The organism is Candidatus Magnetobacterium casense, assembly GCF_000714715.1.
In the GTDB taxonomy this organism is placed as follows: domain Bacteria; phylum Nitrospirota; class Thermodesulfovibrionia; order Thermodesulfovibrionales; family Magnetobacteriaceae; genus Magnetobacterium; species Magnetobacterium casense.
Window position 1 is genome coordinate 1 of record NZ_JMFO01000027.1, and the last position, 18,535, is coordinate 18,535.

15 protein-coding genes and 1 tRNA gene are annotated in these 18,535 nt (G+C 47.9%); 8 read left to right on the top strand and 8 right to left on the bottom strand.

Annotation, left to right across the window (positions count from 1 at the left end; genetic code table 11):
• The coding region (locus Mcas_RS12445) for a transposase family protein (RefSeq protein ID WP_040335880.1) at positions 1 to 374 on the bottom strand (374 nt) is incomplete at its 3' end.
• A 107-nt stretch (positions 375 to 481) separates the two neighbouring features.
• On the opposite strand from Mcas_RS12445, the gene Mcas_RS16960 reads away from it, so the two are divergent.
• Both Mcas_RS16960 and nifS read left to right on the top strand, forming a co-directional pair.
• A complete protein-coding gene (locus tag Mcas_RS16960; RefSeq protein WP_162176323.1) occupies positions 482 to 2,908 on the top strand; it encodes a PAS domain S-box protein in 2,427 nt (808 codons plus the stop codon).
• Positions 2,909 to 3,018: 110 nt separating this feature from the next.
• A complete protein-coding gene (gene nifS, locus Mcas_RS12455; protein ID WP_040335881.1) occupies positions 3,019 to 4,173 on the top strand; it encodes a cysteine desulfurase NifS in 1,155 nt (384 codons plus the stop codon).
• A gap of 33 nt (positions 4,174 to 4,206) precedes the next feature.
• On the opposite strand, the gene Mcas_RS12460 is transcribed toward nifS, so the two are convergent.
• Positions 4,207 to 5,283, bottom strand: a complete 1,077-nt coding sequence (locus tag Mcas_RS12460) for a radical SAM/SPASM domain-containing protein (RefSeq protein ID WP_040335882.1) — start codon at positions 5,281 to 5,283, stop codon at positions 4,207 to 4,209.
• 36 nt (positions 5,284 to 5,319) lie between these two features.
• Positions 5,320 to 6,627, bottom strand: coding sequence for a protoporphyrinogen/coproporphyrinogen oxidase (locus Mcas_RS12465; protein ID WP_040335883.1), 1,308 nt, complete (start codon positions 6,625 to 6,627; stop codon positions 5,320 to 5,322).
• Positions 6,628 to 6,927: 300 nt separating this feature from the next.
• Here Mcas_RS12465 and ftsE point away from each other — a divergent pair, with 300 nt between their 5' ends.
• The 6 genes from ftsE to Mcas_RS16970 all read left to right on the top strand — a co-directional run bounded on the left by ftsE (position 6,928) and on the right by Mcas_RS16970 (position 13,443).
• Complete coding sequence (gene ftsE, locus Mcas_RS12470) at positions 6,928 to 7,590, top strand: cell division ATP-binding protein FtsE (RefSeq protein WP_040335884.1); 663 nt, start codon at positions 6,928 to 6,930, stop codon at positions 7,588 to 7,590.
• Complete coding sequence (locus Mcas_RS12475) at positions 7,590 to 8,456, top strand: cell division protein FtsX (protein WP_040335885.1); 867 nt, start codon at positions 7,590 to 7,592, stop codon at positions 8,454 to 8,456. The genes ftsE and Mcas_RS12475 overlap by 1 nt, the downstream gene beginning before the upstream one ends.
• Before the next feature lies 1 nt (position 8,457).
• Positions 8,458 to 9,600 (top strand): murein hydrolase activator EnvC family protein, encoded by a 1,143-nt coding sequence (locus Mcas_RS16965; protein WP_081853840.1) that lies wholly within the window; start codon positions 8,458 to 8,460, stop codon positions 9,598 to 9,600.
• A gap of 28 nt (positions 9,601 to 9,628) precedes the next feature.
• A complete protein-coding gene (locus Mcas_RS12485; RefSeq protein ID WP_040335886.1) occupies positions 9,629 to 10,942 on the top strand; it encodes a S41 family peptidase in 1,314 nt (437 codons plus the stop codon).
• A 151-nt stretch (positions 10,943 to 11,093) separates the two neighbouring features.
• Positions 11,094 to 11,891 (top strand): ABC transporter permease, encoded by a 798-nt coding sequence (locus tag Mcas_RS12490; protein WP_040335887.1) that lies wholly within the window; start codon positions 11,094 to 11,096, stop codon positions 11,889 to 11,891.
• Between the two features lie 4 nt (positions 11,892 to 11,895).
• Positions 11,896 to 13,443 carry an ABC transporter ATP-binding protein gene (locus Mcas_RS16970; protein WP_052567390.1) on the top strand — a complete coding sequence of 516 codons (1,548 nt, stop codon included), beginning with the start codon at positions 11,896 to 11,898 and terminating at the stop codon, positions 13,441 to 13,443.
• A gap of 149 nt (positions 13,444 to 13,592) precedes the next feature.
• Here the strand turns inward: Mcas_RS16970 and Mcas_RS12500 are convergent.
• From Mcas_RS12500 to grpE, 5 genes are all read right to left on the bottom strand, one after another.
• Positions 13,593 to 13,669, bottom strand: a tRNA-Met gene (locus Mcas_RS12500).
• A 94-nt stretch (positions 13,670 to 13,763) separates the two neighbouring features.
• Positions 13,764 to 14,081 carry a DnaJ domain-containing protein gene (locus tag Mcas_RS12505; protein ID WP_040335888.1) on the bottom strand — a complete coding sequence of 106 codons (318 nt, stop codon included), beginning with the start codon at positions 14,079 to 14,081 and terminating at the stop codon, positions 13,764 to 13,766.
• Entirely contained in the window at positions 14,078 to 16,066 is a 1,989-nt protein-coding gene (locus Mcas_RS12510; protein WP_040335889.1) for a hypothetical protein, read from the bottom strand. The genes Mcas_RS12505 and Mcas_RS12510 overlap by 4 nt, the downstream gene beginning before the upstream one ends.
• Complete coding sequence (locus tag Mcas_RS12515) at positions 16,059 to 17,819, bottom strand: Hsp70 family protein (protein ID WP_081853841.1); 1,761 nt, start codon at positions 17,817 to 17,819, stop codon at positions 16,059 to 16,061. Before Mcas_RS12515 ends, Mcas_RS12510 begins: the two co-directional genes overlap by 8 nt.
• A 14-nt stretch (positions 17,820 to 17,833) precedes the next feature.
• A complete protein-coding gene (gene grpE, locus Mcas_RS12520) occupies positions 17,834 to 18,427 on the bottom strand; it encodes a nucleotide exchange factor GrpE (protein WP_040335890.1) in 594 nt (197 codons plus the stop codon).
• Positions 18,428 to 18,535 lie beyond the last annotated feature (108 nt).

Sequence of the window (18,535 nt, forward strand, 5' to 3'; positions counted from 1 at the left end):
TGAGACACTTTGTTTACAGGCATTTCTCTACAAAGAATCATCATTAGAGAATCAAATAAATATGTAAAATCAGCACCACTACGAGCCCAAGGTATTTCTATCTGTAAAACTCCACATTCATTACAATCAGTCCTTGGTACTCTTGCTATTATATAACTCTCATATTCAAAAAAATTAAGATGTCGCCATTTCTTTTCAGTTGTGTCATAAGCTTTAGAATTGTTTCCACACTTACTACACTTGAATATACTACCTCTTGTAAAATCAATATGTATATCTATCACCTTTTCCACTTTCTTGAAATCTATAGATGTTACCTTCCACGGTAACTGTATATTTAGTGCTTGCTCAAATAAATTCTCCAACATTTCCATAACTCTATTCTCCTTACATGTTTTACCCTCATTGTACCATTACCCACTCACTTTGAGAAAGAGCCAACATCTTTAAATGGATGTGGAGTAAAGATGAGAATGAGCAGATGTTTAAAATAATCTTTGAACAGGCGCCTGTTGGGATTGCTATCGTGCATTCATCTACTGGTAAGTTCGTTAAGGTCAATGCGGCCTATTGCAATATATTTGGTTATACTCAGGAGGAAATGCTAAACCTCGGATTCCAGAAAATAACCTATCCCGGTGATCTGCAGGCAGAGACGGATAACATGAAACTTATGATTAGTGGTGAGATACAGAGTTTTAAGATGGAAAAACGTTATATCAGCAAAAACGGTCAGATTGTATGGGTAAACGTAAGCAGAGTCCGCCTATGGGAGAGCCTGGAGTATCCTACATTTCATATCAATATTGCAGATGAAATAACGGAGAAAAAGCAAATGAGCACTGAGTTGAAAGAAAGCGAAGAACGCTACAGGAGCCTGTTTGATCAATCTCCGGATGCCATACTTATCGCTGATCCGAAATCGGGCAATATCGTTGACGCCAACCAAACGGCGTCTGTACTCTTAGGCAGACCCGTCAGTGAAATCAAAGGTATGCACCAATCCCAATTACACCCTAAAGATAAAGAGGAATTTTCAAAAGAACTATTTAAGGAACTCATCAGAGATTTAATAAATAATGATAGTGTCTACCCCATAGAAATTGACGTTGTCCGATCAAATGGAGACAAAATCCCCTGTGAGGTGTTGGCGCAGATCATTTACCACAATGGAAGCCCTTTTGTACAGGGTGTTTTCAGAGACATCAGCCTGAGAAGATACATGGAAGCGGCCATTAAAAAAGAAAGAGATAAACTTAAGGCAATAACGGATGCCATAACAATAGGCCTTTTGATAATAAACAGGCAATACCATATAGAACTTGTAAACGATGCTATGATCAGTGATTTTGGAGAGGTAAATGGCCGCAGGTGTTATGAGTATTTTCACGATAGGACGCAACCATGCTCTTGGTGCAGTAACGGAAATATGTTCGCCGGAGAAACCGTTAAACGGGAGTGGTATAGCCTTAAATCTAAAAAAACATATTCGCTCCTCGACGCTCCAATTAGCAACGTGGATGGTTCCGTCTCAAAGTTTGTGATATTTTTTGATATTACGGACATAAAACAAGTTCAAGCAAGGCAGAAGAGGGAACTGGATTTTCAAAGAGCAGCCTCAGAAGTGGCCAGGGTCTCTCTTTCTCCTGAGAGTAGTATCTATGATATTGCCGTGGTCATTAACAGATATGCTATGGCGCTGACAGATAGCTTGCATGGATACGTAGCGGAGGTAGACAAAGACTCAAATGATATGGTTGGACATACCCTTACCGCAATGATGCACGATGGCATGTGCAATATAGAGAGTGTACAGCAAAAGGTAGTATTTCCAAGAGGTGATAGTGGATATAATGCCCTATGGGGACATTCCCTGAATACAGCGAAGGGGTTTTATACGAATAATCCTCAGATACACCCCTCATACAAAGGCTGTGCACCTGATGGACATGTTGCGATACATAGATTTCTGTCGGTACCAGCGAGGATTAAAGACAACCTTATCGGACAGATTACCTTGGCAAATGCCGAAAGGGATTATACCAATGAGGATTTGGAATTTATAAGTCGTCTTGCACACATTTATGCCATCGCTATTGATCGGAAAAGGATGGAAGAGGAACTAAAAAACTTAAACACAAATCTTGAGACCCGGGTAGCCAAAGAAATAGAAAACAGACATAGAAATGAACAATTGCTGATACAGCAATCCAAGATGGCGGCTATGGGGGAGATGCTCGTATTAATTGCACATCAGTGGAAGCAACCACTAAACGCCTTGTCTATATTCGTACAAGACCTGAAAGAGGCATATCGTTTTGGCGAGTTAAATGCGCAATATATTGATAAAATGGCGAATGATTCAATGAACCAAATCCTCTTTATGAGTAAAACGATGGACGATTTCAGGAACTTTTTTAAACCATCGAAAGAGAAAGTCATCTTTGATGTGAAGCTTGCGGTAGAAGGCTTAGTTTTCTTGTTTTCCAGGATTTTTACTAGCAACGGTATCTGCATTGAGGTGAAAGAGATGTCATGTTCAAAGCTGCTCGTAGAGGGGTATCCTAATGAGTTTAAACAAGTAATGCTTAATCTCCTGAACAACTCAAGAGATGCTATTATACTCAGGAAAAATACCGAGACGGTACAAGGCAAGATTGAAATAGAATTTGACAAAGATGAAGAGAGAAACGAAGCGATAACCTCAATCAGAGACAATGGTGGTGGCATACCACAGAATGTTATGGACAGGATATTTGACCCCTACTACACAACAAAGGGAATCGAGGGTACTGGTGTAGGACTTTACATGTCGAGGACGATTATAGAGACAAACATGAATGGAAAACTGACAGTCAGCAACGTTGATGGTGGCGCCGAGTTTAGGATCGCCCTCATGTGTAGTTAATAACTTCCACCCACCCCTTTTTTTTCTTACGGTTAAATGCGATTGCCATGGTTGGTAGTTGGCCAAATTGACAAATACATATCAACCTATGTTACACTTATCACGTGGATATGCAAGAGATATATCTGGATAACAACGCCACAACGGCAATAGCCAGGGAGGTGTTTGAGGAAATGGTACCATACCTGAAACAGTTGTATGGCAATCCCTCAAGTGCATACAGCCTTGGTGCCGGTGTACGTGCCAAGATAGAAGAGGCAAGGGCAAGAGTGGCGACCCTCATAGGAGCTGATGCCGATGAAGTAGTCTTTACGAGCTGCGGCACGGAGAGCAACAACACCGCAATCCTGAGCGCCCTCAAGGCCAACAGAGGCAAAAAGCACATCATCACAACAAAGGTGGAACACCCCGCCGTGTTAAACCTCTGCAAACTCAAGGAGAGGGAGGGATATCGTCTGACCTGCCTGCCTGTGGACAGCTATGGCATACTTGACATGGACGCCTTCATGGACGCCCTGGATGATTCGGTTGCCGTTGTGTCAGTCATGCTTGCAAACAACGAAACAGGCGTTGTATTTCCCATCCCGGAGATAGGCCGATGCCTCAGAGAGAGGGGGATACTGTTTCATACCGATGCCGTGCAGGCGGTTGGCAAGATGCCCGTGGATGTGAGGGACCTCTGCGTGGATATGTTGAGCATATCCGGGCACAAGCTCCATGCACCCAAGGGGGTTGGCGTGTTATATGTCAGAAGGGGCATTCCCTTTCACCCGTTGCTTATCGGTGGACATCAGGAAGAGGGCAGGCGCGCCGGAACCGAAAACGTGGCTTCCATCATTGCCCTTGGCAAGGCATGTCAACTGGCCGGGGACAGTATCAACACCGAAGCTACCTATGTAAGCCGTCTGAGGGACAAGTTGCAGGACGCCATCCTGGAAAAGTGCCCCGATTGCAGGCTAAATGGCACCACGGACAACAGAATGCCCAACACCACAAACATAAGCTTCAAGTACGTAGATGGCGAGGCAGTGCTGATGCTGCTCAACCAACATGGCATATGTGCCTCATCGGGGTCGGCCTGTTCATCGGGTTCCGAGGACCCCAGTCACGTCCTTTCGGCCATGTCCGTACCGGCAGAGGTGATACGCGGCTCCGTAAGGTTCTCCCTAAGTCGTTACAACACCCAGGCCGAAATAGACAAGGTCATAGAAGTCCTGCCCGGGATTATCAAGTACCTCAGAGACATATCACCCTTTGGCCGATAGAGCGGCTTTGCCCACCCCACCACTCCTGCATTGTCACTCAAGCGTAACGGGGCAGCGCGCACACATGGTCTGACACCCACCCTGCCCACTGGATGAATGCGCTATCAATGCCCGGCTGCTGACGTAATGCTCGTTGTTCCAGATGTTAGCAAAGCCGTCTCTGAAGACGTTGCCAAAGTCGTTGGCGATCAGGCGCGTGTCCTTGCAGCATGGCAGAACCCCACCGTCGTAGTTGATGTAGGCGCTGCGATATGGCCACGAACACCCAACCGGACGTCGCCGCCCTTTGCCCGGAGAAGATATCTGATTGACAACGACAGCCGTGCTGTGACGTGGAAACAGGTCGGAAAACCACTCCGGTGCGGCATCTTCGGGGAAGAACGGCTTTATAAAACGCACCTGGTCTATGCCAAGCTCCATGGCCTTGGCCTTTGCGGCTGCAATTTCGCCCTGATTAAAGCCGGTTACACAGAACTGCCAATCGATAAATGGCGTCTTGGACCCTGCCATATCCCTCTGCGTTATGACCTCTGAGATGTTTTTGAAGGCTAGCCCCATGTTCCCCTTTACCATGAACCTCTTGTAGCTCTCCTGCGTAACGCCGTGACAGGAAAAGATCAGCACCTCCAGCCCGGATTGCACTATCTTGCGGGCAAGGGTATCATCGACAAAGTTCATGTTCGACGACACGCCAACCCCCACGTTGTGCTTGGTGGCATATGCAATCATGTCAATGCACTGAGGGTCAAGAAACGGCTCGCCAAACCCATACAGGTTTATCTTGAACAGGTACGGGGCAAGCTCGTCTATAAGCCGCTTAAAGCCATCCAACGACATCTTTCCGTAGTGACGTTCACCCTCCAGGGGCGCACGTCTGCCATCGTAGCAGTAGGCGCAGGAGAGATTACACATGTTTGTGGTCTCCAGTTTCAGTATATATGGAAACGAATTAAGACGGGTCTTTTTGGTGAGTCTGTTGTACTCTGTGCGGCAGAAGTTCAGGAGTTTTCTTGCGGTAAAGTGCTTGTAGAAGGCATAGAGATGCCTCTTGAGGATGCCAAACGCCACCACGGGATTCATGCCGTGCGTTGCCAGGTCTATGGCCGGCATCGATACCTCTGCACCGTATGGATAGTTTTCAGTCGGCTATTTATTGAGTATCTCCCTGGCAACCTTAAACCCCTGACTGACCGCCGCAGGGACCATACAAAACAAGAATCCCCCCATGCGCCCCACCGAATAGACGTTCTGGTAAGCGTGTATACCACTGAGGGCCTCTGCCATATCTTGTTCATAGTTGAGTCCGTAAACTGGCATACACGGACCAGCCTTTAACACCTTTGATTGGCGCAGGTAGCGTTTTTTAAACAATCCGACCCTTTCTATGTCTTCCACCGTGCGTTTTAGTATGTACTGTTGATCGAAGTCATTTTCATAGTTCAGTATAACACAGATGCCCTCAGCAGTGGCAGACGACTCCCTGCCATATATGTTTGACGGGAAGTATACACGTTTAAAGCACAGCTCCGGATTAGTATAGTAGACATATAGCAATGGGCGATTAACGTACCTTCTGCGCTGGTAGGTCAGAAAGACAAAGGCGAGCCTTGCATAACTGAGCCTCGGGGCATTGATGCCGAGCAGGGCGTTGAGGTCGTCCACGGAGCCGGTCCAGACCAGGTCTTGCACCGGATAGGTAACGCCCTTGACATTGACGGCATTGATGCATCCATGTGCTTTGTTAAACCGCAACTGATCACAGTCCAGGATGGTTTCACCACCGTTTTGAGCATACATATGCCAGAGCTTCTGGGGCAGACGCTCAAACCCCCTGGCGGGATAGTAATATGTCTGATACAACGTCCTTATGATCCTCAACAACAGAGAGGGTGACGCTGTGGAATCACCAGGGGCCTCACGTTGATTGCGTGCGTCCCGGTCAACACGGGCAACCCAGTGGCAATGCAGGTCATGCCCCGATATAAGGGTCTTCTTGCGGAGCATCGGCTCAAAGACCTCCTCGTAGTACGCCTCACCGAACTTGTTGATCATATCCTGGGCCACCGACTCAGACTGTCCTGTTTGGTGGGTGTTTCTATTGAGGAATGCCTCCAGCATTTGTCGCTTAAAGCGCCATGGATACAGTAGCAGGTCGGCGATTGACATTGGCAGGGCGTATGTCCGTTTGCCGTTGTTTATGCCAAACCGCCAGCGTCGTTTTATGACCTCCTCCTTGTCAAGCAGCCCCAGGATGAACTCCTCTGCCTCAAGCCCTTTTCTGTATATAAACACGTGTGGACCGATGTCAAAAACAACCCCGTCAAGGGTAAAGCTCCGACACAGGCCTCCGACCCTGTCCTCCCTCTCTATGAGCAGACATCGCCTCTTGGCCTTAGTCAGTGCGTAGGCCGCAGTCAACCCTGTCATCCCGGCTCCAACGATCACCGTATACATTGCAGCACCCCCCTTCTCATTGCCCCCTCTCTTTATTAACTATTTGTATTTAATGATAATATGGCACATGATATTTAGTCAAGAGGCAAGGCCAAGGCACTCAGGGCAATCGCATTAGAAAATTTTGTTATATTGTTAATAGGTATCTTCTTAAAAAAACATGGTAAAATTCTTTTCAAGGGGTCAAGGGGGCCAGCCCCCTCCTCCCCTCTTGTAAGATACCCCGGGAGAAATTTCTTTTTTTTATTTTGACGAGCCAAACATTCTTGCTGACATTTTGTTATAATAGGGATTGAAGATATGATCAGTTTAGAAAACGTATCGAAAAGATATGAGGCACAGGAGGCCCTGACAAAGGTCTCCTTCACAATCGAAAAGGGGACGCTGGCCTTTGTCACCGGCCCCAGCGGCGCGGGTAAGACCACGCTCTTTAAGCTGTTGTACCTGGCGGAGAAACCCGACGAAGGGCATATCTCCATAGCGGGCTTTAACACCGCTACCCTCAGGGAAAGCTCTATCCCCCTGTTGCGCAGAAACATCGGAGTGGTGTTTCAGGACTTCAAGCTCCTCAACAACAAAACGGTCTATGACAACATCGCCCTGACCCTAAGAATCCGAGGCATTATGGAGCGTGAGACAAAGGAGCGCGTTAACTCCGTCCTGAAAATGGTCAACCTCCGGCATAAGTCCGACAGCTATCCCCTGACACTCTCAGGCGGTGAGCAGCAACGTATCACCATTGCGCGTGCCATTGTCGGCGAACCTACCGTCATGCTTGCCGATGAACCTACCGGCAACCTCGATATCGAAAACGAAGACGCCATCATGAAGATATTCAAGCAAATAAACGCCAAGGGCACCACAATCCTCATAGCAACACACAACAGACGATTGTATGAAAATTCGGCCAAAAAGGTGCTCTACCTCGACTGTGGACGCCTGGTCAAGGAGGCAATCCTGTAGTGTTCCCCCTGCGACTGGCCATACAGAGCATCTTAAAGGAGTTCTGGATAAACCTGCTGACCGTACTCTCTATCGGGGCACTGCTTATGATGTTGTTTGCCATTGGTACGATCGTCTATAACATAGAGACGATGACCAGACAGTTGCCCGAAAAACTCTCTATCCTGGTGTTCCTTAAAGATAACACCACAGAGAGCGACATCAAGGTCATCGAGGCCAGATTCAAGTCCGAACCACTCGTCCGCTCGGTAGAGTTTATATCGAAGGACCAGGCCCTGAATAACCTCAAAAAAACCTTCAAGGAAGACGATTTCGTCCTGAAAGGAATAACCGAAAACCCCCTCTCCGACTCCTTTGAAATAAAGCTCAAGGGCAATACCCTCAACGTTAGCAGCGTCAAGGAGTTTATCGGCAAGATTAAAACCCTCAAAAACGTTGACGACATAGAGCATGGCGGTAAGTTGTTGGAATCCGTGTATGCCTTTAAGCAGGGTCTGCGGGTGCTGGGGATATTTACCGGAACTATATTTGGCACGGCGGTTATCTTTATCTGTTACAGTACTGTGAGATTGCTGTTTTACAGGCGAATGGACGAGATTGAGATATACAGGCTGTTGGGTGCAACAAGGGCATTTGTCCGGGCGCCGTTTTTTATTGAAGGGGCCGTTATTGGCTTTATGGGGGGAGTGTTGGGAACGATCCTGCTGTGGATACTGAACAGTTACCTCATAGGGCGGATAATGGTCAATATACCGGTCTTTTCGTTTATTGCCGTGCCTTTTGTCGCATTATATTTCATGCCGGTATTGGGGCTTGTCTTAGGTCTGGGTGGGGTCGTCTTTGCCCTGGGGAGATTAAAATATTGAGATGCCTAAGACTTTAATATCTATGACACTTACATTGCTTGTTGCCGTTGCTGTCTATGCACAGCCCGGTGCCGACAACACCGAAGGTAAATACGAAGATGTCCAAAAAAAAATACGGAGCCATCGGGAAAAACTCGAAACTACCAGAAAAAAAGAAGGAACCGTCGTGGAGGAACTGGAGCGTTCAACCACGGAATTAAACAAACTCAGTTCCGAGGTAAAACAAGAAACTGCCAAGATCAGGCAATTAAACGCTAAAATAGCAGTCGTTAAACAGGAAACCAGTAGGGTAGAGGCTTCCCTGACAAACATAAAGTCCACCCTGCGCAGGAGACTGAAGATACTACAGCGCTATGGCTACGACATAGACAAGATACTGATCCTCTTAAATACGGAGGGCTTTTATGAGATGTTGCGTCTTAACAGCTATCTGACAAAACTCTCCGTGCGAGAATATAAACAGATGTTAATGTATAAGAGCGCCGCCATACAATACACAAAGAAAGAAAAGGAACTGCAAACCATGCTTGAGCAGCAAAAGAAAGATGCCGACAGGTTGCAGGAGTCTGAAAGGCAGCTCCTTGGCAAAAGAAAAGAGCGGGAGGAACTCCTGTATTCGATAAAAAAGGAGCAGATTCTGTATGAATCCATGTTGAAAGAGCTTGAGGCTACCTCCGCCAGGTTAAAAGAAATCATGGAGAGACAGCGGGCACAGGACATTGTCCCCGACTCGGACTTCAAGAACCTCAAGGGTCAGCTCCCATGGCCTGCTGTGGGCAAGTTGGCCATCCCCTATGGCGCTCACCAGGACCCGCAATTTAAGACGCCTGTATTCAGATACGGCATATACATAAGCACCGACGATGAATCCGATGTAAAGGCCATATATGATGGCAAGGTCGTTTTTGCCGATTGGTTTAAGGGGCTGGGGCAGGTGGTTATTTTAAATCACGGCATGGGCTATCACACTGTGTATGCCAATCTCAGCAGGTTGTCTTCAAAGGTTGGTGATACGGTTAGGAGACTAAGTGTCATCGGTAATGCCGGTGAGAGTGGTGTGTTAAACAGTTCAGGCATATATTTTGAGGTTAGGTATAAGGGGAAACCGATAAATCCCCTACAATGGCTCAGAGCAGAAAAGTAGGCAGAAAAATCAGGAGGTTAAGGATAAAATGGATAAGGCGTTAGTTAACAGGGCATTGAGAGGGATTTTGTTCTGGATGTTGATCTTTGTCATAGCAGCCAGTGGTGTATTCATTGGCAGGTGGACGGTACGGGTAGTCAATGCCGAGGCAGAGGTCTATCAGGACCTGAGGCTGTTTACCGAAGTGATCAATATCGTCAAGAACAGCTACGTAGAAGAGGTAAAGACCAAGGACCTGATCTATGGGGCGATAAAAGGAATGGTCAGCTCGCTGGACCCGCACTCGGGCTTTATGACACCTGAGCTGTTTAAGGAGATGAAGGTTGACACAAAGGGTGAATTTGGTGGCGTTGGTATACAGATAGGCAAGAAGGGTGGCTTTATCACCGTCATTGCCCCCATAGAGGACACCCCGGCATATGCGGCCGGCATAAAGGCCGGTGATATCATTGTCAAGATCAACGGCGAGTCTGCAGAGAAGATGACCCTGTTTGATGCCGTAAGCAAGATGCGAGGCCAAAAGGGGTCAAAGGTTACCATATCCATTATGCGCAAGGGCATGGGAACACCCAAGGACTACACGCTGACCAGAGACATCATCAAGGTCCAGAGCGTCAAGTCCAAGGTTGTAGACGACTCCATTGCCTACATCAAGATCACCCAGTTCCAGGAGAAGACGGTCAGCGACTTGGTCAAGGCCATTGATAAGCTGAAAGAGAAGAAGCTGACGGCCGTCATCCTCGACCTCAGAAACGACCCCGGGGGGTTGTTACAGGGTGCGGTGGGTGTTGCCGAGCAGTTCTTGCCGAAAAACAAGTTGGTCGTCTACATAAAGGACCGCTCCGGTGAAAAGAAGGAGTTCTTAACCGAAGGTGCAGACAAGTTTGAAAAGCTCCCGATGGTAGTCATTGTCAACGAGGGCAGTGCCAGTGCCTCGGAGATCGTAGCGGGTGCGCTCAAGGACTGGAACAGGGCCGTGATCATAGGGACCACCACCTTTGGCAAGGGGTCCGTGCAGAGCGTCTTGCCGTTGAGTGATGGTGCGGGCCTGAGACTGACAACGGCCAGGTATTATACGCCAAAGGGGATATCCATCCAGAACACCGGCATTACCCCTGATATAGTTGTAAAGCTCAAGACCGAAAATGGTAAGGAACACGTCGTGATGAGGGAAAAGGACCTCGAGGGACACCTCAGCAACGACCAGAGTGAATCGCAGGATAGCGAGGAACCCGAAAAAGCACCCATAGAGGTCGATGAAAAAGACGATGTCCAGTTGCAACGTGCCATCGATGTCCTAAAGACCTGGGATGTTATGAGAAAGTTTTTTCAGGTCTCATAAGTAGTTTGTAGGTATCCTCTTAAAAAAGCATGGTAAAATGGGGTCAAGGGGGCTGGCCCCCTTGCAGGGGGTTTTAAAGGGGGCGGAGCCGCCCCTTTCTTTTCTTCTTTCCTGCTTTGACAATATACAGCCTAACAGGTATAATGTATAGATGCACCTGATTGGTTTTACCAGGAAGCTCTATATGCACCGTGCGATTATCGTCTCCATGGCGGTACAGGATATCCAGAGACGGTATGCAGGTACGGTTGCCGGCTTTGTCTGGTCCATCATCAATCCCCTGGTGACAATCTTGGTGTACTGGTTTGTCTTTTCGGTCGGACTGCGCGTGCAACCCATCGGGGATGTGCCGTTTATCCTGTTTTTTGCCGCCGCCCTGCTGCCCTGGATGACCTTCAGTGAAACCCTCCTCATCAACGCAAACGTGATCGCAGCAAACAGTCACCTGATAAAGAAAATGGTCTTTCCCTCAGAAATACTACCGTTTGTCACACTGCTTGCAAACCTGATAACCCACTTTGTGATGCTGGCCATATTTATGGGTATCATGCTTGCGTATGGGATACCGCTGTCCTTTATGAATCTGCAATGCCTCTACTATATGTTTGCCATGTGTACCTTTAGTATAGGTTTGAGCTGGCTGTTTGCGGCTATAAACGTATTTCACAAAGACACTTCCGTGGTACTGGGAGTCATTATGAACATATGGTTCTGGCTCACGCCCATTGTCTACGGCATAGACGTGCTGCCTGAGAAGTTCCATGTAATATTAAAGTTAAACCCGATCTTTTACATTGCACAGGGCTACAGGGAATCATTTGTTTACGGGGTGCCGTTGTGGAATCATATGTACCAGGGGGCATACTTCTGGGCAATGACGCTGACAATGCTTGTTATCGGCGGATACGTGTTTAAGAAGCTAAAGCCTGAGTTTGCGGAGATGCTGTAAAGACATGGATGAATCCATTGCCATAGCCGTATCGGATGTATCAAAGAAGTTTCGGCTGTTTAATTCACCCCGGCAACGGCTGATAGAGGCACTGCACCCGTTTAAGAAGAAACTTCACCGCGAGTTTTGGGCATTGCAAGGCGTAAGTTTTGAGGTTCCCAAGGGGGCAACGGTTGGGATCGTAGGCAGGAATGGTTCGGGTAAGTCAACCCTGTTGCAGGTCATCTGTTCGGTCTTGCATCCAACGAGCGGGTCGGTTGCGGTCAATGGCCGGATTTCGGCCCTGCTGGAGCTGGGGGCTGGGTTTAATCCTGAACTGACGGGCAGGGCAAACGTCTTTCTCAACGGTACGGTTATGGGGCTATCACGCGATGAGATCAAGGAGCGGTTGCCGTTAATTGAGGACTTTGCCGACATCGGGGAGTTCTTTGACCAGCCGGTTAAGACCTACTCTTCGGGCATGTTCGTGAGGCTTGCCTTTGCCACAGCCATCAACGTTGACCCCGACATACTCATCATCGACGAGGCGTTGGCCGTGGGGGATGCCAAGTTCCAGCACAAGTGCTTTGGCAAGTTCCTCGACTTCCAGAAGGCACACAAGACCATCCTGTTTGTAAGCCACAGCACCGAGTCCATCGTAAAACACTGCGACTATGCCGTGTTGCTCGAAAAGGGCAGACTCATAGAAAAGGGGCAGCCACGGGTCATCACCGATTATTACCTCGACCTGCTCTTTACGGGGCAGATAGCGGGCTATGCCATTGACCCAATCCTGGTGGAGGATGGCTACAGGGGGTTTAACATTGTACACTTTAAGTTCACATACTACGGCTTTTTGAGTTCGCTTGGGCACATTGAGCTTAACTCCATAAGCGATACAGAGCTGCAGGGATATATGCTTACGCAGAGGTGTGTTGTTGGCTCCTCTGACGATGAGGTGAGAGAGATGATCGACCTCATCGTCAATGCCTCTGAGCCAGAATCGGCGGTTAAGGATGCAAACCTCGGCGCTCCGGCGGATGAGCAGAAGGATACCGTGACCGAGTTGAGTCGGTTCCTTGAGGAAATCCCCGCAGTCGATAAGTGCGTAACCAGAAACAGCTACAATAAAAATGAATATCGCATCACTGATGGCCGCGGACGGATCGTTGACTACCTTGTTGTCTGTGACGGACGATATGACCCCGTCTCCGTGAAATCGGGCAGTCTGATAGATGTATACCTCAAGGCCAGGTTTAATGCCCCTGTCGAGCAGCTTATCTATGGGTTTGCCGTAAAGACTCTTGATGGCGTTCTTGTCCACGGCAACAACACGCGACTTGCCAGACATCCGGTATCTGCGGCTCAGGCCGATCAGGTGGTAGTGTTTCGGTTCTCCCTCAGGATGGCCGTGCAGTCGGGGGATGTCTTCTTAGACCTTGGCGTTGCAGAGAGGCTCACTTACGAAGATAAGCCCGTGGATGTCCGCTATGGCTTAATACATCTGAGCATACAACAGGGCAACGTCTTCACAGGAATGGCAGACCTCAACCCCACCTTTGAGGAAATATAGCAAATTTCGATTGGGTTAAATACAACAAACGTGGCATTTTTACGGAATCAAGGGGACTTCTTCGTGCCCGGAGCGGCTTGTCCCTCCCCTTGCGGAGGGGGTCTGAAGGGGGAAAGTTGCCAAATTGTCCGATTGGGCAGTGTGTGTGGTGGTGGCGGGAGGTGGATTTGAACCACCGGCCTTCGGGTTATGAGCCCGACGAGCTACCAGACTGCTCCACCCCGCGTTACTCTCTAATCATAACATATATATTTGCACTTGTCAACAGCTAAAATAAAAAAAATTATCCCGCTGTAGATACTCAACAAAAACCCGCAGAGTTACTGTATAAGGTGTCTTATTTTATGTTGCTGCTTTATAGTTTTAATGGCACCCGCAAGCAGATGTGTCGGAGGCGGTGTGTCAAACGTAAAGAGGTCAGCATCAATGCCGGCGTCATCTATCGCATCCGCCAGCAGTCTCTCTATCATGACCGACAAGGAGGTCAAGAAACGATATGCCTCATCGATTTCCCTGAACTTATCTGGCTGAAACTCCGGCGGATAACGCCTGACCAGCTTGTTGTAGGCAGCCTCTATCTCCTGCTTGCTCGCCGATGGTTCAAGCTGCAACGTCTTAAAGGCATCGTACTTGGTCAACGCTTCCTCCTCTTTTGCCTTGTCCTGGTTGGCGTAGTTGTCTTGACATCGGCGGCTTTTCTTAGTCTTGATGATATTATGGAACGCAAGTCCTCTAAACCTGTTTCTCCATCATTATGGCGGGTCTCTACCAGGTTGTAAAGCTTTAAGAGTATATTGTTTGCAGAGAATCTCTCAATGATTATCTCTGCCAACCGCAGAAGTATATCAGTGTCAATGCCTTTGAAGTCATCCCAACGCTTGTCAATAAGCTGCAAAAATGCACCGTTTTGCATTGTCACGAGAAACCCCCTTGGATCATTGAAAATATCCATATCGTAGTAAGCTGTGTCTTTTTGTTTTTCAATAAGGGCTTTGAAGGTATCAATTACAGTCTTGATGCCGCTATCACCATACATTTTGGCAAACAGACGATAAAACCCCTTCTCAGAAAACTTGTTAGCAGGGAAACAGTCAAGGTATTCCGACAGATGACGAAAAGGTTCATAGTGCTTCATATCTGACAGATATATTCTTAGCTTGTTTATGTTTTCGTCACTACCTCTGATATCCAGCAGGTAAGAAAAAAAGTCGGGTAACCCACTAGTCTCACTTGATATTGTGCCTGACATCAAAGATGCCTGCAACTTCGACTTCACAATTGCATGTAAGGTCTTATTGAAACCTTCCTGTTCGCCAAACATCTTAATAAGCGGCCTTAAATAAACGATATCAGGAAACACCAGTGATTCAAAGTTTCTAAACAACCACTCAAGCTCCTCTTCCAAATCGTTATGTTGGTTTTTCAGGATGTCTTGCGCTATTTCCATAAGGCGTCGATTTCTGAAGGTCTCTTTCATCACAATGGCCAGAGTGGCAAGTTTGGCGTTCATACAACCCGACTGCCCAGCCATGAACAAAAACTCCGACAGGTCGCTACTGCCATCATACAGCAAATGTAGGTCATGAACCACCTCTCTTCCCAGGACGTTGGCTACGGCCTTCTTTTCCCTTTCCGAAATGGTTTGTTGCAGGCGTGATATCTCTGACATGACCTCACGGTAGAGGCCCCGCAAATATACCGCATAGTTCCTTTTACCATAGGAAGCCTCCTGTATTAGTTCCCTGAGTTTGCGTATAAGGACTATCTTGCCCGGGAGGTCTGCCCCCGATATCTTTTTCTCTATATGCTCGTTGTCCAGTACCTTGGAGTTTACATTAGCGATGCTGTCTCGTATCTGTTCGGCCTTGTCACCGGCCAACAGGGAGAAGAGAAAGGGCATTTTTATGACACAATTGGCAGCAGCCACGGTGTTGCCGCTCCTGGCAAGTGTGGTCAAATACTTGGTCAGATTAACGACAAAGGGGTACAACAGTATTTGCACCAGATCATAGGGAAGACCCTCGTGTATGTCGCTTACGTAATTATCCGTCTCTGACAGCTTATCACTTTTGACTTTGGCGTCTGTCTTGGTGCCTATCCGGTTGATATAGCCAATATGTTGAGCAAGGTCTTGTGCATAGTTGGCCAGGTCAGTACCCGGCAGCAATTGTGCAAGGCTCAGGAAGTGCCTCTTTACGATCTTTTCAGGGGTCTTGCAGAAGGATGCTAACAGCTTTTCGAGCTTTTTTTGTGGAAAGCTGTCATCCTTCCAAGTCATTACCCGCTTACGGAGTTCCTCTGCGGGCATACTAAGCCCCCGAATCTTCATTAATTCTTCAGTATGGGTGTCGTCATAGATAAAGCGCCTGACGTCAAATAGCAGTCTAACGTCTGCACTGTCAGGGTGTGACTTTATGGTTACGCAATTATCCCAGAACTCCTTAAGCCTGTCAGGGTGTCTGAGGGCCTGTTTTGCAAGGGTCTGCCAAACATCGTCCCAGTCTTTTTTATAGTGGTCATTAAGGGATGCCTCCTGCACCTTCGCAAGCCACTGCCAGTATCGGCCACCAGATAGCAGTTTGTCGAGCTCTTTTTGCTCTCTCTTTGCCTTGCCCTTATTCAAGGTCCTCCAGGGACTCCTCTATCTCTTCTATCAGCTCAATAAGGCTTGCCTCAAGGTCATCTATGACCTTATCATCCTCTTTGTCCCTTAAGGCACGCTCATATCTTTCGCCGATATCTATCAACTCATTGCGTGAGGTTTTATCGATATCCTCTTTGTTGCACAGGGCCTTGTACTTTGAGATTATATAATTCAGTACTTTTTCATCGTCACCGCCATTGGCTGCATCCTTGTCCTTGATTTTTCTGGTGCGTACATCCAGGGTAACTTCCTTGCGATTATCATATCCCTTCTGGTCTACGGTGATGTGTACGATACCCTCCTTGTCGTAGGCAAATTCCGTCGTAACGGTAGAGTTTTCAGGGGCCGGTTTCAATTCAAAGAAGAACTCACCTATCAGGGTGTTGTCCTTACAGGAAATGCTTTCCCCTTGATATACCTCTACGTTGACCCCCTCCTGGTTGTGAACCATCGTATAGTAGCTCTCTGCCCTGCGCACGGGAATCTTTGTGTTTCGTCTGATAATCACGGAGAAGTGATCGGCCTCACCGGTGCTGAAATCGAAATTGTCTGCGGTTTTTACACCCAGGGAGTGAGAGGTAACGTCAAGCAGGATGTGCCCCAGGGGTTGACCGATGATGAGTCCGCCCTGGACTGCGGCGCCAAGGGCGACACACAGATCGGGGTCAACGCTGTGCTGTATGGGGATGTCAAAGATGGCATCGATGGAGCGCTGTACAAGTGGTGTCCTTGTTGCCCCCCCAACCAGTAGCACCTCGCTTATTTCCCCACTGGAGAGACCGGCCTCTCGCAGGGCCTCGTTGACCTTGTCAATGGTCTTGTCCACGAGGTCCTTTATCATGGTTTCGTACTCATCCCTGGAGACCTCGAGGTTGAGGTTGACGGACTCTCCATTGATTCTGGTAACGGATGCCTCCTTTACGTTAACATAGGGGCTATCGGACAGGGCGATTTTTGTCCGTTCGGCGATATCCTTGAGTCTCACTTGCAGTGGGAGTTCTTCAGCAGAGAGGGTTACCCCTGTTTTTTCTTCCAGGTGCCGCATAAACATATCAATCAACCTTTGGTCAAAGTCATCTCCGCCGAGGTTGGTGTCTCCGCATGAGGCTAGGACTTCCTTGATTTCGCCTCTTATCTCAAGTATGGAGACGTCGAAGGTTCCCCCGCCAAGGTCGTAGACGAGTATATATGGTGTGTTCAGCGTGTCGATTCCGGTTACGTAGTCATAGACCAGGGAAGCTGCCGTGGGTTCGTTGACAATACGCAGGACCTCAACGCCTGCCAGCTCACCGGCTGTGATTGTTGCCCTTCTCTGGGCGTCGTTGAAGTAGGCCGGAACCGTTATTACGGCCTGCTTTACCGCAAGACCGGTTGACTGTTGCGCCTTTTCAATCAGCCGCCTGAGGATAAAAGATGACACCTCTGCTGGGGATAGCTCTTTGCTGCCAAGCTGCACGGTTGTATCCTTACCCATCTGGCGTTTTATTGACCGTACCGTGTGATGGGGGTAAACAGACAGACGATTAATAGCCTCCCTGCCAACCAGCATACGCCCATTTTGCTCATCAAAACTCACTACGGAAGGTAAGATCGGACTACTGCCCTCTACGGCAATAACGAAGGGTTTCCCGTCTTTGAGGTATGATATGCACGAGTTGGTAGTCCCCAAGTCTATGCCACATATGATTGATTGCCCCTGTCCACCTGGTGATAGTTCTTTTGTTTTTTTCATCGTTGCACTCTCATCTAATAAAAATCTCCTATAATAACCCGTGCCGGTTTTACGACGTCTCCCCTGTACCGATACCCTGGTTGGAGTACCCTTTCAACAGTTGGATTGTCTGTCTGCTGACAGGTGCTCTCTATGGCCTCATGTAGTGCCGGATCAAAAGGCACCTCAATGTCACGTATGACCTCAAGGTTGAACATGGACAGGACGCTGTCAAGTTTCTGCCACACTATTTCGATAGCCTCCTCTTGTCCGGGCGATATGTACTCATCCTGTGTAAAAGACTCTCCCAGGAAGAAAAAGTTATCTGCAAGCTCCATAAGAGGCTGCAAGTCTTTTATGCTTTTTTGGTCGAGCCGTTCGATAATGTCATTTTTTATGACCTCCAATGAGATAGATTGTCTCCTTATAGCCTTTTTTATATCCTTTATCTCATCCAGCAGTATGTCATCTGCCGGTATCTTATCGGATGATACCTGCTCTTGCGGCATATAGTCGATCAACGCAACGGGAGGGGGATGGTGCTTTTCCAGCGCCTTGTTAATCTTGTCACCTATCTTTCTGACATAGCGTTCGAATCTGTAAAAGCGTTCTTTAGCCCTTTCAAACATGACTGTGATATGTTACACAAAGATACTATGGTCTGTCAAGTGTGAGGCAGGGTGGCAATCCTGAATCGTTGACATATTTCGGTAATTGTTTTAAAATATATTCCGAAT